This window comes from Nitrososphaera viennensis EN76 (assembly GCF_000698785.1).
Taxonomy (GTDB): Archaea; Thermoproteota; Nitrososphaeria; order Nitrososphaerales; family Nitrososphaeraceae; genus Nitrososphaera; species Nitrososphaera viennensis.
In genome coordinates this window covers 1624748-1645771 of the sequence record NZ_CP007536.1, presented here as the reverse complement: position 1 = coordinate 1645771, position 21024 = coordinate 1624748, and the positions used below count along the sequence as shown (strand labels likewise).

Below are 21024 nucleotides of genomic sequence, written 5' to 3'. Positions count from 1 at the left end.
CATAGATGAGTCAAGGATCTTGATTCTCTGATCTGATTATCAATTTTCAGAACATCTTGTAAGAAACGTCATTGTGTTTTAAATGAAGGCCAAAGTTCCCAAATCATGACACCGTATGCACTCGAGCAACAATCGCAGAAAAAAGCTGCTGTTCTCAGGGGTTGCAATGTCTTTTGTTGCAGCAATAGCCGCTGCGGCATTGATGACCACCCCTATAATATCAGAAGCGTATAATGGATTTCCAAACTACGCGAACCTAGTCTCAGTAACCAAAGCACAGGAACCCAAGTTGTTGAAGTCGACTGTATATACTGAAGCAAAAATACCACAACAGCCAGACGCATTCATCAAATCGAATTTAGTATATGCGTACGGATGGGTCGATACAAACACCGGAAAGGGGCTTGCAGCTACTATCCATCCAAATTTTAGAGATTCAACAAAGAATCCTGACCACTGGCACATGCATCCTGTAGTTCTTGGCAAAGGCACCACTACGTCCACATACTGCGTCGAAGCCTTCATCGATGGTCTCTCGACTGCAGAAGGCGGCGTGGCACTAGGTGAAAAATCAATGACCATTAATGTTAACAGCTCAAAAGCAAGCGTTACTGCAGATGAGGTTGATACTGTGGCATCGATGATTATGCTCAAAGACGCTGGCTGCCCTGAAATCCCGAAACTGATTGATGGTGAACACACTATAATAAGGCTTGGAGCCATCGTTCACGACACTGTGTAGAACTGTAATCGCAGGATAGAAGCGAGAGCATTCTACCTGATTTCTTCATCACTTTTCTATTTACGAACAAGAGCTATAAAGGATGCTTTGCATAGTAAGTAACTAATGGCTGGAAATGACGACGACAATAACAATGATGCTGCTGATGGTGGCAGCAGCGGTAGTAGTATTGCACACGAATTGGATGCGATCTTGGATTCGTATGGTACTACTGCTGAAGCAGAGAAGCAATATGCAGCTGCAGTCAATGAGGAACAAGTACAAGAATTCTTGGCAAGATTCGAACGGATAAAAGTAGACGTCGTCAAGCCGACGATGGAAGAAATTGGCAAATACTTGGAGAAAAAAGGGGCACTCTTATCGTATTGAAGACAATGCCATCTTGTACAATGATAACCCCATCATAAAGATGGAGATCTATCCAAGGATCCCTACGAAGAACCAGAAAAACCCGAGGTCATCGTGGAAACAGAGAACGAAGACCAATACAAGAGCGCAGAAAAAATACTATCTGAATTGAGAAGATTTGGTTATCCTATTTGAAAAGTATGCTCTAGATGATTATTCTGCAGCTAGTCAGTTTTCCTTACCTACGTCTGTGATGAGATAAAATATGATGGTGTTGAACGGTAGGGAGCCAATGCATGGGGACCCCTAGTTACAGGACGTCAGGGAGGAGCTCAGTTTCTTCACGCTGTGCAGCACTGGCTCGCCTGTATTTCTGTCAGGCGTGACCGAACATATGCCTGTGCAAGTCAGCATTCTCCCCGATACGCCCGGCTGCTTTGGCCGGCAAGGCGGCCGCTGCTTCATTCATTCTAGTTCATAGGGTCTTGATGCCTTGCCATTTTTCAAAAAAGCACTTGCTAGGCAATGATGGGAGCGCTATTATCGCTGCTGACGACTGGAGCCGCTGCCGCCCCCTTCTCGTCCTGTTGGTGTTGCAGTAGGTGTTTCTTGTTTCTTGCACGAAAGAGGATGCCCCAAGCTTTTTGGTAGCTGTCAAGAAAGAGGATGCCCTTTTCAGTCGTTCGGTAGATCCTCTTCTCGGGAAGATACTCTAACATTTCATTTTCAATGAGAAGGTCTAGGTATGTATTGAGTTGTTTAACTGAAGTATGCGATCCGTACATTATTCTGGTCTTTTTCTCACCATTTTTCGCCACTTCAAGCATCTCTGCTGCTATGTCTGCCCTACTTCTAAATTTCATTGGCATCCTTCCCCTCCTCTCTCCCTTCCTTACTCCTTGTAACTTTTCCAACCTTTGTCTTCATCGCGTGCATATGATGCAATAAGTCACAAAATCTAATAATAATGTAACTATGTGTCAGATGCTTATCATATAGAGAAATCATGCGCTAAGTGCACAGAAAATGATTCGATAAAGGCATAGATAGACGTGATTGATACCCCTTTTTGCTGCTAGATTCAGCTATTCTTTACGCTTATAAGCAGATACTGGAAATATGTCATTAGTAGATAGTGAAAACAACGTATCTGCAAAAGTACTGGCAGAAAAGGATGGCTCGATGTACGACCGTCACAAGTTGATCGAGTTGGGCGTAGCTCCCGGGTTTCTGAAATTCATGGACGATGAGCAAGCCCGGGAGCTGCTAAAGGGCTTGCTCTATCTCATTATCAAAAAGCAAGACGGCTATGCATAAAACACTCTCCTTGCCATTCTCTTTCTATCTGACTATGAGAGGTCTGTCAGTAAGCTCCTCTTAGGCACGACTCACTACCGTGATATTTTTTGCAAAGTTGCCAGTCTTTGAATAGATTGCAGAATCGTTGAGGTCAAGGTCTGATTGTACAATCCCACAAAAGTCTGCAAGAAACTTTCCCTCTAGCGGACCAATCAATCCAATAAAGGCGCGCAGGGTGTGATTATATGGAAAGCAGCATTGCTATTCCTGCTACTTTGGATTTAGAAACAAGGAGCAGCAATAGTAACACTAGTGTAATACACAACTCATGAGCCCTTCTGCCCACGACCGATCAACTCCTATAATATCTTGCATCAAACCTGTGTCATCCGAGAATTTGTTCTAAAGTCTTTTTAATAACAGGTTTCTAATTTGATAATGTGATACGTATCTTTGGAATAATGACCTCCATCCGTATGGCGTTTGCTCGTGTGATGGCCAAACGAAAGATCAAGGAAGGAAAGCTATGCGATGTTTGCAGTCAGCGATTCGTCACATTCGAAGCCGCCGAAGAACACCGGAGAAGAATGCATCCTGATGTCACAGTGTAGCCCGAGTGTTTGTTAATTATTCGTCCTAGAAAGCTCCTTTTATCTCACGTAACAACGGCTCTCACATGAACGCGTCGCGTGCCAGTATTAAATGATGCATCTATTCTCTATATTGAGTTTTTTGGACCCACAGGTGATCTAGCTTACTCATCGATAGAGCTGTATGGAAAACGAGCTCTTGCAAAGATATGCGCACCCGTTCTTTACCAGAGACCAGGTAGATGCACTGATGGATTATTTTGGCCTTGAAGACTATGACCTACTTGAACCATTTCTGGATAAAGAAATTATGTAAGAGAATGGCCATGCATTTATGATTGCCAGAAACAGGATCGAAGAAAACTGGTGACCATAAATGGAAGGATGTCCACGATGAGACAGCAAGAATGAATTGAGCTTGTTGTTAAATGTGGAGTGTGCTGTTATTTCAGGGCCGAGTGCTTGTGCATCTGCTCTGCGCAGATGGCAAAGCCTACATGTGCACAATCATTCGAGTTGCATTCCATGCAGAACGGGACACCACCAGAGACCTCGACAGAAACATCTTTTTGCACAACATGGTCGTGTAACAATACAAGACGGTCAGGTACCAATTTCTCAAGAGATATCAAGAGTGCAGAAGGGCTCTTGTCGCGCGAGTTCAGCCATATGCTAAAAGCAGTGACTCCCTCATCTACGTCATTATTGCGAATCATCATCATAAGGCTGTACCCAACTTTCGAGTGGTTATCCCCGCATTGCAAATGCGCTTTCCCACAACCAAACATATCTTCAGGAGTCATGTTTCCTATGTTAAGGATTAGGTGAGATAATTCTAACCTCCTAGTAGGACTTTACTGTACAAGCTAATTAGCACATTTTTAGCGAATGAGAAAAGAATGTTGTTGAGAGGTGTAAGATGTCGTCTTTCGTAGTAGTGATAATGAAGCAGTCCTTGTTTAACATGCACGCACACACGCGCACATTGTTCAGTTTAATTTAATAGCATCACGGCCATCTAATTTTGTCGTGGAAGAACTCCACACAACTGTCGTCATTGACGCTCCGGCGTTTGTAGTATGGAACATAATTGCAGATTTTCCAAAGTACCCTGAATGGAACCCGTTCATCCTGAAGATAAATGGCGAACTAAAAATCAACTCCAGACTTGAAATGGAGATCAAGCTAGCCAACGAAAAGATTGTGCATGACGAATTCGTAGTGTTAGACGCAGAGACAGAGCGCGAAATAGCCTGGGGCGGAAAAAACGGAGGAAACCTCTTTGGTGTGGAGCACCGGCTTACAATACAGCCTCTTGCGCACAACCGTGTGACGTTCCTTCAGACTGCGCGGTTTGGGGGAGACATTGTTTCGCTCATTGCGAGGAACCTGCACCCGCTGCTGGCCAAGCAGCTTGAAAGCATGAACATGGCGCTAAAGCAACGCGCAGAACAAAGCTGGAAGGAAAGCCCGTCCGGCAGCAATAATAATAGTAGTAGTTAACCAGACGTCAGACGTATTATTTTTTATTGGAAGGGGCCAAAAATAATTTCTCCTGCCATCATGTACACACGCACGCATGTGCGTGTGCCTGCCAAGTCCGCGTATTGTTTTTTGTAAAGATCGAGCGTGGCTGTCAGGCAGGAATTTCTACCTTTAGCTTTTTCCATCGGCTGTCTATGGCATGAATAGCTTGCCTGCCTGTCGATTTTCTTCTTATTCCATCAACAGCTATCGAGGCTGCCATCGCCGTCAGGACTGCAGATCCAAGTACAACAGATACGAGGCCCACAGGTTCCATATCCCTTACAGCCTCACCTGCGTTGCTCCAAGCAGCTTTGCCTGCCTCCACTTGGCCATACTCCATGCCGCTTCCATAGCTGCAAATGTAGGCGCAAAGCCAAGGGCTATCCATGAAATAGATTCAAACAGGTTCATTGCAGACTAAAATATGTAGGGATCAGTGATTAAGGATCCTAGCTCCCGGTTATTACCATTCAAAACGCGGTTAAAGTAATCATAAACGGTTCGACGCTAGCCTGGCGGCTGCTGACAAATCAAACCTGTATCTGAAATTTCAAAACTTTATGCTAGCAAGTAATTAAACGGAATTCTGGCTAACAGTATCATGGAAAAAGAAAAGGCGGCAGCATCGTATATCTTGGAAGAAAGCAGGTGCGAAGCGTTTGGAGAATCCAGGTGCGATTGCGGATACTGCAACATCGATGGATAATTCAACTATCTTTTTGATAAAACGAGGCGCACAGCAACGCGCAAATAAATCGCGGCATTTGAACAGCCGGATTGGCTGGATCTGCACTTGTACGCACGCACAGGATTATCGAGGAACTGTGTTACCATTTATTTTTAAGTAGGAAGCGTCAATACAGTACCGACATCTTTTAGACATGAGACTATTTGGCTGGAAACCAAAGGGCAAGATGTATAGTTTGAGATGCGGTCAGTGTGGAGAAGGCTTTCTGTCCAGCTACCACCTGGAAGCGCCCATCTGTGGCAAGTGCTTGCAAAAGGCAAAGTCGCTCAATTCGACCATAGAGCACGAGAAGCAGTGTGCAGGCTGCGGCGCGCAGGGCGTAATATATGGAAAGCAATATTGCTATTCCTGCTATTTCGGCTTTCAAAAGAAGCAGCAGTAGCGCCACCAAGAGACCACATACACAGCTATATCGTATTTGGAGAAGGCGGGATGCATGTACGTATGCAGCAGGTACACGATGTCGCAAAGCAAATCCCGTCCTTTGCGGCAAAAGAGCCGCATGTACTAGGCACAACAGCAGAAAAAACTATATCCTGCTTTCAGTCAGTTTCTGCCAGCAGAAAAGACAGAAATTTCCCTCTGCCTGGAATATCTCTGCGGAATTGTTGCCGCAATTGTCGCATGGAGGAAATTTTTCTTCTTCCATAAAATTCTGTCAACCTGCAAGATGCAGCTAGATATTGCGCATTGATGAGACTTAAGAGTGTCCCATATTTTTTATGTTGATACACGTGATGGCAACTTGATCCTGTCTTGACTTGGCAGGCACACGAATGAAAAGATCTTGCGCAGGCCTGCGGAAAGAGATCATATTTTACTACTACTATCACTAGCTCTTGAAACCTACCATTGTATCAGTGTTCAAGAGATTTCCCGATTTCCTGATCTGTGCTATCGCCAACGTGAATTTTTCGACCGAATCCGACTCTATCTTGACGACTAGATTGTACGTCTTGTCAAGTTTGTAAGCATATGCTACTCCCGGAATCTCCTTTATCCTCTGCAATAGCTCATCCTGGCTACCTTCAACACACTCGATAAACATGAAGCCGATTGGAATCAATTCGATCTCGTAGAAATTTGATCAAATTAAAGTGCTTCCGGCTGCAGAGGCACATGATAATGTATTTTGATTGGCGAATCAGAACGGCGGCTAGCGCCGTACATCCTGCTGCCACGCGGACGGCTCTATTTCATTCTCTAGCAGGGAGTGATTTCGTATTCAGCCGTGGACACGCAGCTGTCGCAATATCTCCGAATCACTATGCAATTTTCCAACTTGAATAACGCTTCAGTTGTCGCTTCTTTTGAGCAGGTTCCGCAATACTGGGGCGGTTTGTACTTTATCGGCAGCAAGGGTCTTGTCTCGAAGGGCTTTTGCATTTAATGTCAATAGCAGGCTGTCAATGATATAACCGCTGAGTAACTTTGTTCCTCAAATAAGGAATTTGCGTGCCTGCATATGCCATTGCTGCCGCCACATAACCATGTGGAAAAATTTTGCGAGTCCTTGGCTTGCGAGAGCTCACGGCGCACTTTTATTATATTTATTTTGTACGTTTATTTTATCTTGATGAAAACTATCATGTAATTATAGATAATATTAGGATAAATTGCAGACGATTCCTAAAGAGTTAAAAGAATTGGCGGCCTAGAGTACAAGATGCCAATAGACCCAGAGTTTCCTAAAAACCATCAGGTGATAGGAAAGCACAAGCATGCAGACGGAGAGCACTTTCATTTTGTGTGGGGGCCGGGAAGGGCAGCCGAAGCGGCGGAAAACGAAGAGGTCAAGAAAGCGTACGAGGCAAGAGGCGAGCAGATTGCCCCGCTAGGCGTTCACGGCACCATGGTCGCTATCGACTGGGATTCTTGCATAGCCGACGGCGCCTGCATAGAGGCGTGTCCCGTACAGGTTTACCAGTGGTACAGAACAGAGCAAGACGTGCCTGCGACAGAGATGCAGAACGCAACCACCTCTGGCAAAGGCGAAGATCATTCAAGAGACGGGCGCATGGATTACACCGACAAGTCGGATCCGATAAGGGAACACGACTGCATCTGGTGCATGGCCTGCGTCTCGGTATGTCCTCCTCAGGCGGTAAAGGTCGACCAGGCGAACCTAGAGTACCATGAAAAGGCGGCGGGCACCTTCAATGAGGAGCTGGCAAAAGGTAGCGCACCTCCGCCACATGCACACTAACAGCAACAAAACAATCTTTTTGTCCCTCCCACGCCACCACCCCGCTTTTTTTGAAACCGGCTGGACATGTGTATGTATGTGTGTTTATTCTTTCGACGACGAATTGTTGACAGTGTCATATACTGTAGTGAATAACCTGATTCAGTTAGCAATAGAACTTTAAACAGAATATTGTACCGAAATATACCGCTGGAAAAAGTCATAATACTTGTTTAACAATAGGCAGGAGTATCATTTGTTGAGCACAAGATGCTAGGAGATCTATTGTTTGAACAAAAGGGAAAGACCACGGGAAAGAGAGTGCTGTCTGCAGAAGGTCCAATGATGGAAATATCGTTCGAGTCCCAAGGGAAGTACAAGGATATTGCAGTCGATGAGGTAGGAACCTTTACGGCAGTCCCCAAGCCTGGCGGCGCAATGATCGGAAAAGGAAACGGAGTGATAATGTCAAGGGACGGAGAAGTGGCTTCGTGGGCCGGCAGCGGGATTGGTAAAAGCGGGCAGGGAGGCAGGATGTCTTGGCGCGGTGCAGTTTTTTACCAGACCACATCGCAAGGCAAGCTTGCCCCACTCAACAACGCGGTACTGGTCTTTGAATACGATGTGGATGCAGAGGGCAACTCTACCGAGAAGGCGTGGGAATGGAAGTAGCAGAAGAGCATCTATACTAATAATAACAACAATTTCCTAGTGCTGTCGAGCTTTGAACAGTAACGGCAGGCTCTTTACGCCGTACAAGAACAGGCTGCCGTCAATGGGTTCAAAATTTCTTGGATCGTCGCCAAACTCAAGGTCCTGCAGGCGGCTCAGCAGTATTTCCATGGCTACGTGCGACTCCAACCGCGCCAGTGGGGCGCCCAGGCACAGATGAATGCCGGCTCCAAATGCGATGTGCGGATTTGGGCCGCGCGTGATGTCAAATTCCTCCGGATTTCCAAAGACAGCCTCGTCACGGTTTGCCGAGCCTATCCACGGGATAATTCTCTGACCGGATTTTATGGTCCTGCCTCCAACCTGTACGTCTTTTGTGGCAAACCGGACCAGGGCTTGAACTGGAGAGCGGTAGCGCAAGGTCTCCTCAATTGCAGACGTTAACAAAGACGAAAGGTTGTTTTTTAACTTGACCAGTTGCTGGGGATGTTCCAGCAGCGACCACATGCAATTGTTTATGAGGTTCACGGTCGTCAGGTGCCCTGCCTGCAGGAGCAAGGCGCAGAAGCTCAGAATATCGTCTTGGGAGAGTTTTATCTTGTCGGTTTCTGCATTGATCAGTTGCGTTACGAGGTCCTGCCCCGGTTTTTTCCTCTTTTCAGCAATAACATTTAGAAAATAATCGTCCATTTCCTTCTGCAGCTGCTGCATCTTGTCATTATTTCTGCGGCCGCCTGTTTCGACCGCTTCGTCTATGGATTTTAGCAGTTCGTCAGCCCATCTCTTGAAAAGGTCCCTGTCTTTGGAGGGTATGCCCAGCAGCTCTGCTATCACAGTCACGGGCAAGGGGTACGAAAAGTCCCGTACAAGGTCCATCGAGCCCTTCTCAATCACCTTGTCTATCATGTCGTTTGCAATGTCTCTGATTCGGGGCTCCAGCCTTTCAATGGTGGTGGCGCTAAATGCCGATGAAATCGTACCGCGCAGATACCTGTGCAACGGGGGATCGGTCGATATCAGAGTGCGCCTGAAGGGCCCTTCTTGGGATTGCGTTGGCCGCGGCGCCGATGACGACGATGATGATGACGAGGGCGGTAGTGGCGGCGATGCTTTTGTAAAGTCGGAGGAAAAGTCCACATGGTTGGTAAGAATTTTCTTTACGTCATCATACCTGTAGGCATTCCACAGGTCAGCTTTGTCATTGTATTCAACTGGATTGCTCTTTCTCATGTTTGAATAGAAAGGAAATGGATTTAATTTTCCGTTGAACGGCGAGCTCGCACTTTTTTGCATCTAGACCAAGATTCGCACAAAAAACATTTACGGGTTATGCCCAACCTGCAACGACCTTAGATGCACAAGTAAGGTAATTTCATTTGTTTTTTGGCCAACAAAAAGGGTCAGTGTTGTCAGTTCGCGGTGGAGCTGCTGCCGCGCGAGGGCCGGCGCCAAGAAAATGACCATAACAGTTACGCCAGCCCGCCAGCGTACTGCGAAAAAGCTGCTTGTGCGCCACGAACAGGGCATTTTGCGCTTGACAAATGGACAGGGTGCTAATTAGTCAGGCCGGCACTAGTTATGCAGAAAGAGGCCCACAATATGATGAGGGTGGAGGAGAAAGGAGATGCTGCTGCCATGCACAGCTACCACTCTGCAAGGCCAGTACAGGATTTTGCGATCGTATGCCTTGTGTGCCGGCACAGGTTTGGAAACCGCCGTAGCCTTGCCCACCCCACTAGTGCCAAGATGCACAGGCTGATATGCCCCTCCTGCATAAAGAACAAGGCCCTGAGAAAGCTGTACAGAGACCCCGAATACAAGGCGGCAATCATGGCGATGTGGGAGAGGGAGAAAAAGAAGAAGAAGGAAGGAACAGGAGCAGTTGCAGGAAATAGCCTTGCCTTCATCCCCGCAGGCTTGTATACCACTACTGCCATAGCGTAGTGGATTTGTTGTCAAGAAAAAACAAACGGCTAGCACAAAACGCATTGTCTGTTTGCACATCTCTAAAAATTGCGAGAGATATCTGCTGAAGAAAAAAGACAGCTGGCGGAATCTTCTCCCGCCCGGCTGTAGCAGCGTCAATTATTGCTGTATCTCAGCTAAACACTTTTTCCGCTTCTGCAAGCTTGGCGTTTATGGTTGAGATGAACGCCGCCAATTCGTCAGCTGGGATCTTGTCACGGATCTTTTGCCTCAATTCTTCTCTCAGCATATGTTCTGTCTGTTCCATCAGCTCTTTCTGGCCTGCGTTAGCAAGCGGATCTTCTACATGCTCAAAGTTGTCCAGATAGGCCTGTTCTGCAAGTTTCTCGGCCTGCGTATAATTTCCAGTGTTGTACTCATTCTGGAGCTCGCCCAAGAGTTGCTTGATATTGGCTATGTACTGGAGCGGAGTTGTCGTCGTCGTTGCTCCTTCGGTGCCAGTCGCATTGCCTTGCGCAGATACCGACTTGCCCATGGACGCTGCGGAAAATACCAGGACCGCGGCGAATGCCAGACTCAAGGCGAGCCTGCCAATGCTACTACTATTTTTTCTTTTATTATTCATGAAAACAAAGTTTGTCTGAAAACAATATAAATTGCAATTTGATTCTCGCATGAGAAAAATGGCGTTATGCAAAAAAAGAATCTTTTCCAGTACGAAGCGATTATCGAACATGATACGCTAGAATGATATTCTAGTTGGAGCTAGCTGCAGTAATCGGTGAGATGTATCATTGAATTACAACTGCGTTTGTATCCGGCAAAGCCCCGGGATTGCTCATTGCGATAATCACAAGGGATCAGGAATAAGGCTTTTATTTGCAGACGCAACGGCGACAAAAAAAACAGTAACAGCAACAGGAATGGCAAACAAAAACACGTCGTGGAAAAGTCGCTGGTTCCAGAGTCAGAGTACGGTGCATTGTACTGTAGCGGTCGTTATGTAACACATTCTAAAATCACAAATATACCGGGGCAACCAACACATAGAATGTAGAAAACTCTGCCCGCGCCAATCCTTCGGCTGACGCAGGCAGAGGATTAGACGGACCGGCCATGCCACTTGCCTAATTAATATAGGTGTCCATGGTCGATCACTATATCTTCCACAGCAAAATAATAATGGGTTACCTAACGGCGACTGTGCTCACATGCAAAAAGGTTTGCCAACTTGCAAAATGACAACAATTACGGCTTTGCCACGCCTCTAGGAAATGACGCAAATATGTGAGAAGTATATATGCTTGCAGCTACCGATGCTCATATTGACGTATACATTTGAAACGCATTTGTCCAGCCTGATATCAGATGAAATCAGTGCATCGGTTCTACTTGCAGAGTAAACGTCCTCGCTAAATGGCAATGGCCGGCACTTTCCTTCTTGATGGTAGGCATATCTATGGCGATTCTTGCCGTTGCAATATCGGCATCCGTCGCACTAACCGGTATCGGCGGGTATTTCGTGCTGCAGCCAAGCAGTTCAGAAATCCAGCAGAATTCTGTACAAGAGGGAGCAGGCGCCTTGCAGGGAGGGGCGCAGCGCACTGTCGAATATACGCTAATTGGAGAGAATACGACGCTTGAAATAGCATCAGGAATCAGGGTCGAGGCCTGGACCTACAACGGAACCATACCGGGACCCATTCTCAGAGCTACCGAGGGAGACAGGGTCGTCCTTCACTTCATAAACAGAACCCCGATGCCTCATACAGTACATCTTCATGGCGACCACGATGAAAAAGACGACGGAGTCTTTCAGGTAGTCAAGCCCGGCGAAACATACACGTATGACTTTATTGCAGGACCGCCTGGCGCGTTGATGTACCATTGTCATGTGATGCCTGTGACGCAGCACGTAAGGATGGGGCTGTACGGCGCCTTGATAGTTGATCCCAAGGAAGGCCTCTCGCCGGCAAGAGAATACGTGCTGGTGGCAGGCGAATACGACACCAAAGACCAGATGACAAACAACCCAGAATACGTCTTCTTTAACGGCTATGTCGACCAGTACTGGGATCACCCCCTAGAAGTAAGGACAAACGAGACCGTACGAGTATACTATGTCAACATGGGCGGATCGCCGGCCTATGGCTTTCACATCCACGGCACCATCTTTGACGCATATCTGTCAGGAATCTGGGATAACGACCCGATGAAAGTGCAGACATGGGAGGTAGCGGCAGGCAATGGCGCGATATTTGAGGCCAGATGGCCCTGGGAGGGAAGGTACCTGTTCCATCTCCACGGGTTGCCGGAGGAAAAAGGCACAATGGCATACTTTAACGTGACAGACGCTCCTGCTGGCGCAGTAGACGGCGTAGACATTGCCAGGACAAAATCGATTAGCATGATCGGATGGCAGGAGAAACTTGCCAAAGAGCTACAAAAGCAAGATCCTTCCGGAGCGACAAGCGTACAAGCACCAACAATATCATCACCTTCGAAGTCACACGATACCGCGCACCAGACGAGCGATGCTAATGACAGCACGATCAAAGTTGATGACGGTGCACCAGTACAAACCAACGTGGTTGTCATGCCCAAGAATGTGGCGGTAGATCAGAACAAAACTTTCGAGCCGGCCAGCATAACCGTAAATGCAGGAACCACCGTGACTTGGAAGAACGACGACAGTTCGTTCCACCTAGTCGCCAGTAAAACAGAAGGGATCTTTGCTTCAGATCTCATCTCCCAGAAAAAGACGTTCGAACACACGTTCGCGGAACCAGGATCGTACGATTACTATTGTTCGCTGCATCCGTGGATGACAGGGACGGTGATGGTAAAGTAGAGAGAAGGCGATTTTACTCCCTTCTATCCTTCTTCTATCTCCTCCTCTTTTCTTTTATCACTTTCAATAGAATGAATGGTTTTGTTTTTTACTTACTCCCTTGACGCCCTTCCCTTCATTTATTGAGATGGAAAACAACAGAAAACCTTGTCGTGCCTTTGCATGGTGCAGTTCAATTGCGCACGCTTGCTCTGTACTCACAAGCGTTATCACACCGCATAAAGCCCTCCAAGAGTTGTGACGACAAGGGAAGGGGCAGGAGCCATCTCTCCTCGATGGAGAGATGATGGCGACGACGACAAAAACAATAGCAGAAGTAGCGGCGGCAACAGCAAGAATTCCACCAGACACCATCAGGAGCAGCGGCAACAACAACAACGAATTGCAGCAGTAACTGCCACCAAGAAAGAAAAAGCAGCCAGAAAAAGCAGGCCTCTGATGCTGCGCATTCCTAGCAACCTTTTGGAATCCTTGAGAGACGAAGCCGCCAAGGATGACGCAAGTGTCAACTCATTCATAATCACGGTCTTGAAAAAGTACATTTCTTGGGGGCGCTTCCAGGAAAGACTGGGATTCATGCCCATGCACAAAAGCATGATCAGGATCATGCTCAGCAAAATGACTCCAGAAGAGATTGAGGAAATAGGACAGATGCAGAAGGATCAAACCATAAGGGATTTCTTGCTGTTCAAGTCAGGCTACAATATAGAGAGTTTTATCCAGTGGATTGAGTTGAGATGCAGAGTTTTAGGCTTTGAGTTGCTGCTCAAGCAAGAGGCCAATCCGAACTCTATCTTTGTCATGATTCACCACGACATGGGCCAGAACTGGTCGCTCTATTACAAGGGAATGTTTTCTGCTGTTTTGCAGGAATTATTGCCAGATGGAAGCTATGATGAGATAATTTTCAACACGAACAAAGCCTCATTTAGTATGCATCTTGCGGGAGTTAGTATAGATGGATAGTAGTTGCTCTACTGCTGATTATTTTATTGGTAGCAGTAGTAGTGGCGTAACATCATCATCTCGTTCTGCTCCGTTGTTAAATTTTCTATCTCCTAATCGCTCAACCAGTCCACCAACCGAATAGAGAAGGATAGAATTGACGTTGGGTGTATGCAAGGCCCCGCCCCTAGGTCTTGCTCTCATACCGGGACAGGGCCGGTAAACCCAATATTTACCTAACAGCAAGTTGCATTGTTGAACCCTTTAAGTGTCGCGTGTACAGAAAATTGCAAGCGCAATCTGATGATTGTCTTGCACGCTTGCTTGCTGTCATGCGCAGAAATCTCTACTTTTCGCTTTTTCCAGCTGTGGTCTAAACGGCTATGCTGCACCTCCTGCCGTTCCTTGACCTTGCTCTCATCCCAGCAGTCTCTACTGCTATAGAAGCTGCCGGTGTTATCAGTAGAACTACGCTTATGGAACAAGAAGACAAGTTCTACACCGCAATTGAGGAAAGCAAGTGTGAATTGTTTGGAGAGGATTGTGCCATTGCGGATACTGCAATGTTGAAGGATGGGCTGCGCGCGCACAGAATGCAGGTGTACGGAGGTCTTTTGTAGGACGCGGAAAAAAGAAGCGGGCGCCTCTTCTCACTATACATCACACAACGTTTGCAAAATTCTTTATAGATTAGGATACGTCAATTTCTTTGATGCCCACCAACAACTGTTCGGTGTGCGGGCTCAAGATTGCAGAGTCAAGCACAGGGATAACAGTGGACGACAAGTGGTACCACACAAGTTGCGTGACAGCATTAAAGTGCGAAAATTGTGGCGCCCTCATAGGATACCTGACAAACGGCAGGCTGGAAGGCAGGTTTCTAAAGACATACTGCATGGCATGCAGCAAGAAATTCTAACATAGACTGCTGTATATAGAGAGAGAAGGAGCGGACATGCTTGCTCTAGCATGTCCCCCATCACTTTCTGGCACGCACGCATCTTCTCTGCAGCCAAGTCTACCTTTACTATGTTATGATCAATTGCCTTTCATACTAGGCCTTCATTTCGGTATTGTCTGGTTATCCGGGTCACGAAGAGGCTGTCAAGTATCGGGTCAGGGTTCAATTCCTTTATGCAGACAGTCAAGTATCCCTTCATGTACGGATTGTGAAAATGCCAAATTCGTAAACTCATTAATATGATTTTTCACGATCCATTCTATGGATAATGATTACTATCTGGTAATGGTAGAATGCGCCCAGTGTAAATCGAGCGGCCCCGTCCAAGTTGATAAGGGGAAGCTGCGTGAAGAGGCACTCGAGAGAGAATGTCCAACATGCGGAGTCAAAGGGTATCTTTCTCTAAAGCAAGAAGAAGTAAAGTAACTCACATTATCGAAGTCAATTTTGTTTTTTTATGATCATCTTTCTTTCGCCGTGGTTTAGGTACGACAAGATGGCTGCAAGGCATATCAAAACCATCTAGTGCGTCAAATCGGATGGTCCATTGAAATGCTCCGGATGACGCCTGTTCGCCCTCATCACGAAAAGCACCCCTGCTAAGCCAAGTATAAGATTGACAATGGCCCACCCATAGCTCTTCTCAATGAAGTTGAGAGTGGCAAGTATCAGAGATATGCCCGCAAGGACCCCGATTATGAGAGGCAAGTACTTGAAAATGGTGAAGATAATTTCGAGAAGGCGGATTAGCTTCTCCATTCTTTCGAGTTCTTGTAGGGAAATTACTTGCATTTTGCCTTGCATCTTACAGTAGAATTCTACGACCGAGAAATATTAACGAGTTTGTGACTTGTGGGTTTGCCATGGGCGTCAACTCTTCCTCTCCCAAAGGTGCCAGCTAGATTATCAATGGCTTCCCGGAGCTCCAAGCTCCATGTCCATAGACGTAGAAAATAGGATGGCCAGCCACCTGCGATTAACCGAGCGGTACGTATCCGACAAGTGCAATCCTATTATCAAGATGACGGGTCAAGCCACAGACTAGGTGCCAAGGAATCACCCCGCGGCATTAACAGGCTCTGCTTATCGAAATTGCACCAAAGAAAAAGGCGTTCGACAAGAAAAATCAGTTTCCAGAGCGTATACCATCCTTCGCGCTGGGCTAGATGCGCTCGAATAGATAAGGGATATGAGCAGAAATGTCCAATGCCACAAGTATTGTTTTTCTCACCATAACCCGACGTTTGACAGCCTCTTCGTCACCCGGATAACCAGATTGCACCTTCATTTCATTGCTTTACATATCTTATTAATACAACTGCGGCAAAGTCCTGTCACGATCGGAGATGCGGTTCAAGTTATAAAGAATCGCGGCGGATGGGCGTAGAGCACAAGAGACAGTCAGCTCTTGCCCATCCTCCCATGTTGACTTGGAATTTTACCCTTTTCTTGGTAAACAATCATCAAGACTCTGTAGGTTTCACTTGGTTTTCTTGTTTTTCCTCGCGGCCGTCGTAGCGCGATTTATCTTGAGCCCCACCTTTTTGAGGCGGACTTTGCCTGTTTCATTTTTCTGTGGGCATATTTCTTCGCTTTTGTGCTCTCTTTCTTTACTGCTTTTCTTGCTTGATTCTGAACTTTCTTACTTGTCTTTGCTATCGCCTTTGCACCTTTCTTTGCTGCTTTCGTTGTTTCCGGCGCAGATTTTTCAACCTGCTTCGGCATCTTTATCGCTTCATCAGCTGCCTTGGACGCTTCACCTATAGTTTCATCCATGGCCTTTGCAGTTTCTGCAATGACGCCGCTTTTCTGCATCTCTCTCGTTGTATCTGTAATATTGCGCGTCGTATCTCTGGCTGCTACTGCAGCATCTCTCGAAGCTTCTGCCATTTCAGTGATTGCGCCACTTGCAGTAAATGTGCTCACCGTATCACGGACAGCTTTGGAAGTATCTTTGATTTTCTTTGCAACTTCCTTTACGGCTTCAGCGGCTTTCTCAGGGTTAAATTCCTCAGGCGAATTGGCTGCGGCTTTTGTAGTAGTCAATATGTATACTAAGTAATCATCATATAAAAGACACATGATGTCTTCTAGATTTCTGACAGGATATTCGCGTTTGTTACACTTTAATGAATATATGATTCATTAATTGTCTTCTACAGGCCGGTCATATTTACTACAGCTAACTGCTGCTAGTAACGCCAGCATGGTAGAACCGAAGGTCAGAGAGTGCTGGTGCTTTTCAAGGCCACTCAGCCTATTTCTGACCCCGGCTTGATTCATTGAGGGGCAAAGGTGAATCACGCCTTTAACATTATTTTGGATTAATCCAATAAAAGAGTCCGGTGTACTCCGCAATTATTCTTTGGCAGTCGCGACAGGAAAGATGCATTGTACTCACGTCCCTTTTATCTTTAGAACTCCAATGTGAAACTATGATTAGACCATTTGAAACAAGACCCACCCAGCCTGACAAACACAAGATTTCAACACAATGCTCATTCTGCAACGAAAAAGCGACAACAGATGTATTCTTCCAGCTGGAAGATTGCCTGCTAATCCAAAAGTATTGCGACAAGTGCTTGCCAAACGCGGGGTACGAGATCCCTTCGTAAGATCAACAGTGGACCAAAAGCACGCGCACACACATACACACATACATGCATGCAAATCCCCCAACATCCAGGATTTTTTCAGGTTATCAAAAAAGCCCTGTTCGCCCACTACTTTTTCTTTTGTCAGGTCTTTCGGGCTGAGGATATAGATCTCTTTGACCTCTAGAGATTGTTTTGGCATATGGCCTGAAAGCTTGGGGTTTAGCAAGCAAGTAGAGAACCTTTTCATCCTACACCAGATTATGGAGGAAAAGGACTGACAGCAGAATGAGACCAGTTTCCGGCATGAGAACAACTACGGTCAGAATTGCGTACGAAGTTGGCCCCTACTGTCAGCCCCTGTCTCTTCTCCTCGTTCCAGGATCTCGATTATCAAAGAGTTCTCAGTCATCTCTATCTTTGCAGCATAACCTGCATTGTTGATTAGTCTTTCGATATGTGTCTTGGAGAAAAGCGACCAGTGATAGCCTACGTCATGTTGCATAACCAATTTTCTTGTCACACGGGTCATCTCCTGACTTTTGCCATTTTCAAACTCTCTTAATGTAAAGCCTGACCTCCTGACCCTGCTCGATATTAAAGAAAGAACCGAGTCCAAGTCAACCTTACCGTATATAATAAGAATTGAATCTATGAGATCGTCTGCAGCCTTGATTGCTATTTGCTTTATCTTTTCTTCATCAGGTACTGCTTCAAACAAGTCTTTCAGAACAGATTTCTGCATTGGAGCAAATCCTACTTTTGGAGCAATGAATTCAAATTCTAGATATGAGTCGAGAATATGAGTTATTAGAGTATTGAGAGATATCCTCTGTTCGTCTGCCAATTTTCTTAAACGTTCTATCTGGTTATCATCAATGCGAAATGTAATGCTGGTGGTTGTCATTCCTTCGTGTGCCCCATAATAATAAGAAAGTGTGCCTCACTAATAGGATTTTGGAAGATGTTTACAAATGTTTTTCAATGATTGTCTCTTTGCGCAGAACATAGGGAGCCTCGGTTCTTTCTCTTGATGCTATATTCTTGTTCGAAATGGCTTTAGCATTACTGCCCTGAGCAGAGCCCTATCTCAAATGACCTTCGAGCTGATTGCTGCCTTGGCGTACGGTCCCCACATATTATCCGAGACTGCTCCGGATGTTTACTTGCAGTGCAATACACTAAATCTCGCTTGCCATATACTGCTGCCATTAAGTACTGTTAACTTGTCATCGGTCGAAGTTCATTGAGGGAAACTCGTGGCCTACGAATAGTTAACGGACCCGTTAGGCATGCACATACTCGTACAGTATATGCGCGTATGTGTGCGTGTATTCTTTTCATCTCTAGTTAGTCCATAGTCATCCTTGCAACGACAAACTCGCAGCATTCCGAGCCTGCAGAAATGCACTTGTCCTCAAGGCAGTTATGATGGGCACCAAACAATGCATCCACCACACCTGCGATGAGTCCCGAAAGGAAAAAGCAGCCAGGGTTGCCCGTCTCACTTCTTCCAGCAGCGCGCGCAAAGAAATTATCGAATACCTTCACGACGATGGGCTTTGCCAAGCGTCCCTGTGTCAGTTGCAGTTCCGATGCCTCAAAACGCCCCCAGCCGGCCAGCAAGCCGTAATACTCTAGGAAATTAACAGCGGCAAGAGGGTCCTTTATGAGATCTTTGCCTTGACCGCCTACTTCCCATCCATAGTTCAGCCCAAGCTGGTATAGTATGACAGGACCAGAGTCTTTTGACAGATCCATCAGTTCCTTGTGGATCCGGTTCCAGAACCTCTCGTTGATTATTATCCCTCTGCAGCTGAAAACAGAATCTTTTATGTGCTTGGACTCGTTGTCAAAACGAAAGTAGGGATTCAGGTTTGGGTTATGATGAAGCGGATCAGACGTCTTTCCTGCTATTGCCGGCGTTCTTGCCAAAGGTTACAACTCCACCACAGCATTCGGCGGGCTACTATAAACGACTTGCGGGCAGGAGAACGCTACCGGGGCACATGGTTTATGCACTTGGGAGGAGATCTTGCTTGTTGAGCCGCAACACAAGATAGGAAAGTATCACCAGACGCAGAGTTATAACTGGCGTAGGTGATGATGATTTTCTTTCTAAAATGCTTAGCAGTACTTGGGGGATGTGGCTAGAGAGAGACAAGCTGGGGAGAATTTTAAACGACCGGGGCGTTGAAATTGTGGGTGGCATTTATTCTGTCTTTTTGCATCTGGTTCTGTCAAGTCTTAGGTTGATGGAAATGCCTGTCAAAAATCGGTTGATCAAATCTTAAATAGGTGACTATAATTCTAGTTCTGTTGCTAGCAGTCAAGAGTACTGTACAGTCATGCTCAACTGAACCTCTGCTGCCTCTCATGGAAACGTTCAGGCAGATGGTTAATGACTGCATTAGGATCGGTCTTGAAAACAACGTATCAACTAGAATCAAGTTAACCAAGTTATGCTATCACGAGCTTAGTAGGTACGATGTTTATAGCATTTACAAAATCTGTGCAATCTCGCACGCCGCAGGCATACTTGCCAACAGGAAAACGTCGATAAGGAGAGGGTTTGAGCCAAGGCAACCATACGCCAAAAGACCATTGCTGGCAACATACACGGGGTTCAAGATTGTGGATGATGGTAGTATTTTTGAAAGTGCCCCTTGGCGACAGACAGTACTTCGACATTCCCCTGAATAACCACGTAAGTGGAATCCTATCAGACCCTTCGGTGAAAGTGCGTTCTATCACGTTGACTGCTAGCAACACGGTCAGCATCTGCATCTCAAAAGAGGTCACAGAAGAAGTTGAATGCACCAGCATAGAAGGCGTAGACAGGAACCTCCGCAATCTTACTGTCGGAAATTACGAGAACGTGATGCAATACGACCTATCAAAAGCAGTTGATATTACAGAGAACACGTGGTCAATTATCCGGTCGTTCAAGCGCAACGATGTGAGGGTAAGAAAGAAGATAGCTAACAAGTACGGCAAGCGCCGCAGGAATAGAGTAAACCAGCTCCTACACCACGTATCAAAAGCAGTTGCAAACAAGGCCAAGAATGACAAAGCAGCGATAGCATTTGAGGACATTACCTACATACGCCGGCTATATCAACGAGGTAATGGACAGGGCAGGAACTATCGCTCAACATTGAACGGCTGGTCTTTTGCAGAAATAAAGCGGCTTATCACGTACAAAGCAGCTTGGGAAGGAGTACGCGTAATTCAGTTGTCCGTCAAGGAAACGAGAGGCACATCGCAGCTCTGTCCTAGATGCGGGAAGAAGATGACCCAAAAGGACAGGAAGGCAAGGCAGTTGTGGTGTGCAGAATGCAAGAGATGGATGGACAGGGACGTGGTAGCGGCCATGAACCTTTCATTCAAAGGGCTGGCAAGGTTCGCCAGTTCAAAAGGCGCAGCATGTGAAGCAATGAAGGGGAACCCGGGAGAAGCGATGCCGGTAATCCTCAGAGTCGATGCTGCGAAGTTGAGTCACTGTCAACAACCGAAAGTTGACAGGGTTGTTCACCAACCTAAGACTTGACAGAACCCTGCATCTTGTCTTCCAGCTGTTCTAACGTGGCAGAAGTGGTATTTGTTTCCCCTCTATGGTAATCGCACAAAGATACA

General features: G+C 46.3%; 25 protein-coding genes. 13 read left to right on the top strand and 12 right to left on the bottom strand.

Annotation, left to right across the window (positions count from 1 at the left end; all coding sequences use genetic code 11):
* Window positions 1–115 precede the first annotated feature (115 nt).
* Together NVIE_RS09395 and NVIE_RS09390 are read left to right on the top strand one after the other, a co-directional pair.
* The gene (locus NVIE_RS09395) at window positions 116–742 is read left to right on the top strand and encodes a hypothetical protein (RefSeq protein WP_075055025.1); all 627 of its coding nucleotides are present in this window, start codon (window positions 116–118) and stop codon (window positions 740–742) included.
* A gap of 105 nt (window positions 743–847) precedes the next feature.
* Window positions 848–1111: a hypothetical protein gene (locus NVIE_RS09390; protein ID WP_075055024.1), complete on the top strand. Its 264-nt coding sequence runs from the start codon at window positions 848–850 to the stop codon at window positions 1109–1111.
* Between the two features lie 497 nt (window positions 1112–1608).
* On the opposite strand, the gene NVIE_RS09385 is transcribed toward NVIE_RS09390, so the two are convergent.
* Window positions 1609–2004, bottom strand: a complete 396-nt coding sequence (locus NVIE_RS09385) for a winged helix-turn-helix domain-containing protein (RefSeq protein ID WP_075055023.1) — start codon at window positions 2002–2004, stop codon at window positions 1609–1611.
* A 205-nt stretch (window positions 2005–2209) separates the two neighbouring features.
* Here NVIE_RS09385 and NVIE_RS09380 point away from each other — a divergent pair, with 205 nt between their 5' ends.
* Window positions 2210–2407, top strand: a complete 198-nt coding sequence (locus tag NVIE_RS09380; RefSeq protein ID WP_075055022.1) for a hypothetical protein — start codon at window positions 2210–2212, stop codon at window positions 2405–2407.
* A 60-nt stretch (window positions 2408–2467) separates the two neighbouring features.
* Here the strand turns inward: NVIE_RS09380 and NVIE_RS16305 are convergent, their stop codons facing one another.
* Window positions 2468–2611 (bottom strand): hypothetical protein, encoded by a 144-nt coding sequence (locus NVIE_RS16305; protein WP_374213696.1) that lies wholly within the window; start codon window positions 2609–2611, stop codon window positions 2468–2470.
* A 552-nt stretch (window positions 2612–3163) separates the two neighbouring features.
* Here NVIE_RS16305 and NVIE_RS16110 point away from each other — a divergent pair.
* Complete coding sequence (locus tag NVIE_RS16110) at window positions 3164–3295, top strand: hypothetical protein (protein WP_258914102.1); 132 nt, start codon at window positions 3164–3166, stop codon at window positions 3293–3295.
* 127 nt (window positions 3296–3422) lie between these two features.
* Here NVIE_RS16110 and NVIE_RS15915 read toward each other — a convergent pair whose 3' ends face one another.
* Entirely contained in the window at window positions 3423–3782 is a 360-nt protein-coding gene (locus NVIE_RS15915; RefSeq protein ID WP_144239624.1) for a hypothetical protein, read from the bottom strand.
* Window positions 3783–4008: 226 nt separating this feature from the next.
* Here NVIE_RS15915 and NVIE_RS09370 point away from each other — a divergent pair, with 226 nt between their 5' ends.
* A complete protein-coding gene (locus NVIE_RS09370) occupies window positions 4009–4482 on the top strand; it encodes an SRPBCC domain-containing protein (RefSeq protein WP_075055020.1) in 474 nt (157 codons plus the stop codon).
* 133 nt (window positions 4483–4615) lie between these two features.
* On the opposite strand, the gene NVIE_RS15460 is transcribed toward NVIE_RS09370, so the two are convergent.
* Window positions 4616–4780: a hypothetical protein gene (locus NVIE_RS15460; RefSeq protein ID WP_158435174.1), complete on the bottom strand. Its 165-nt coding sequence runs from the start codon at window positions 4778–4780 to the stop codon at window positions 4616–4618.
* Between the two features lie 5 nt (window positions 4781–4785).
* A complete protein-coding gene (locus NVIE_RS16105; protein WP_258914101.1) occupies window positions 4786–4917 on the bottom strand; it encodes a hypothetical protein in 132 nt (43 codons plus the stop codon).
* Window positions 4918–5420: 503 nt separating this feature from the next.
* Between NVIE_RS16105 and NVIE_RS09365 the strand changes: the two genes are divergently transcribed.
* Window positions 5421–5636, top strand: a complete 216-nt coding sequence (locus NVIE_RS09365; protein WP_227717320.1) for a hypothetical protein — start codon at window positions 5421–5423, stop codon at window positions 5634–5636.
* Window positions 5637–6086: 450 nt separating this feature from the next.
* On the opposite strand, the gene NVIE_RS09360 is transcribed toward NVIE_RS09365, so the two are convergent.
* A complete protein-coding gene (locus tag NVIE_RS09360) occupies window positions 6087–6320 on the bottom strand; it encodes an Lrp/AsnC ligand binding domain-containing protein (protein ID WP_075055018.1) in 234 nt (77 codons plus the stop codon).
* 600 nt (window positions 6321–6920) lie between these two features.
* Between NVIE_RS09360 and NVIE_RS09355 the strand changes: the two genes are divergently transcribed.
* On the top strand, window positions 6921–7460 hold the full coding sequence (locus tag NVIE_RS09355) for a 4Fe-4S dicluster domain-containing protein (protein ID WP_075055017.1): 540 nt from the start codon (window positions 6921–6923) through the stop codon (window positions 7458–7460).
* 321 nt (window positions 7461–7781) lie between these two features.
* Entirely contained in the window at window positions 7782–8111 is a 330-nt protein-coding gene (locus NVIE_RS09350) for a hypothetical protein (RefSeq protein WP_158435173.1), read from the top strand.
* Window positions 8112–8147: 36 nt separating this feature from the next.
* On the opposite strand, the gene NVIE_RS09345 is transcribed toward NVIE_RS09350, so the two are convergent.
* Complete coding sequence (locus NVIE_RS09345; RefSeq protein ID WP_227717319.1) at window positions 8148–9341, bottom strand: cytochrome P450; 1194 nt, start codon at window positions 9339–9341, stop codon at window positions 8148–8150.
* Between the two features lie 369 nt (window positions 9342–9710).
* Here NVIE_RS09345 and NVIE_RS09340 point away from each other — a divergent pair, with 369 nt between their 5' ends.
* The gene (locus tag NVIE_RS09340) at window positions 9711–10055 is read left to right on the top strand and encodes a hypothetical protein (protein ID WP_144239623.1); all 345 of its coding nucleotides are present in this window, start codon (window positions 9711–9713) and stop codon (window positions 10053–10055) included.
* A gap of 154 nt (window positions 10056–10209) precedes the next feature.
* Here the strand turns inward: NVIE_RS09340 and NVIE_RS09335 are convergent, their stop codons facing one another.
* Window positions 10210–10617 (bottom strand): hypothetical protein, encoded by a 408-nt coding sequence (locus tag NVIE_RS09335; protein ID WP_144239622.1) that lies wholly within the window; start codon window positions 10615–10617, stop codon window positions 10210–10212.
* An 864-nt stretch (window positions 10618–11481) separates the two neighbouring features.
* Here NVIE_RS09335 and NVIE_RS09330 point away from each other — a divergent pair.
* The 3 genes from NVIE_RS09330 (at window position 11482) to NVIE_RS09315 (ending at window position 14752) form a co-directional block, all read left to right on the top strand.
* Entirely contained in the window at window positions 11482–12888 is a 1407-nt protein-coding gene (locus NVIE_RS09330; protein ID WP_227717318.1) for a multicopper oxidase domain-containing protein, read from the top strand.
* Window positions 12889–13125: 237 nt separating this feature from the next.
* Window positions 13126–13854 carry a hypothetical protein gene (locus NVIE_RS09325; RefSeq protein ID WP_144239621.1) on the top strand — a complete coding sequence of 243 codons (729 nt, stop codon included), beginning with the start codon at window positions 13126–13128 and terminating at the stop codon, window positions 13852–13854.
* A 691-nt stretch (window positions 13855–14545) separates the two neighbouring features.
* The gene (locus NVIE_RS09315) at window positions 14546–14752 is read left to right on the top strand and encodes an LIM domain-containing protein (RefSeq protein WP_075055010.1); all 207 of its coding nucleotides are present in this window, start codon (window positions 14546–14548) and stop codon (window positions 14750–14752) included.
* A 564-nt stretch (window positions 14753–15316) separates the two neighbouring features.
* Here NVIE_RS09315 and NVIE_RS09310 read toward each other — a convergent pair.
* The 4 genes from NVIE_RS09310 to NVIE_RS09295 all read right to left on the bottom strand — a co-directional run bounded on the left by NVIE_RS09310 (window position 15317) and on the right by NVIE_RS09295 (window position 19323).
* Entirely contained in the window at window positions 15317–15598 is a 282-nt protein-coding gene (locus NVIE_RS09310; RefSeq protein WP_144239620.1) for a hypothetical protein, read from the bottom strand.
* Window positions 15599–16318: 720 nt separating this feature from the next.
* Window positions 16319–16840: a hypothetical protein gene (locus tag NVIE_RS09305; RefSeq protein WP_144239619.1), complete on the bottom strand. Its 522-nt coding sequence runs from the start codon at window positions 16838–16840 to the stop codon at window positions 16319–16321.
* A gap of 870 nt (window positions 16841–17710) precedes the next feature.
* Window positions 17711–18235, bottom strand: coding sequence for a hypothetical protein (locus NVIE_RS09300; RefSeq protein ID WP_144239618.1), 525 nt, complete (start codon window positions 18233–18235; stop codon window positions 17711–17713).
* Between the two features lie 503 nt (window positions 18236–18738).
* Entirely contained in the window at window positions 18739–19323 is a 585-nt protein-coding gene (locus NVIE_RS09295) for a V4R domain-containing protein (protein WP_075055006.1), read from the bottom strand.
* Window positions 19324–20026: 703 nt separating this feature from the next.
* On the opposite strand from NVIE_RS09295, the gene NVIE_RS09290 reads away from it, so the two are divergent.
* Window positions 20027–20938, top strand: coding sequence for a zinc ribbon domain-containing protein (locus NVIE_RS09290; protein ID WP_144239617.1), 912 nt, complete (start codon window positions 20027–20029; stop codon window positions 20936–20938).
* Window positions 20939–21024: the final 86 nt, after the last annotated feature.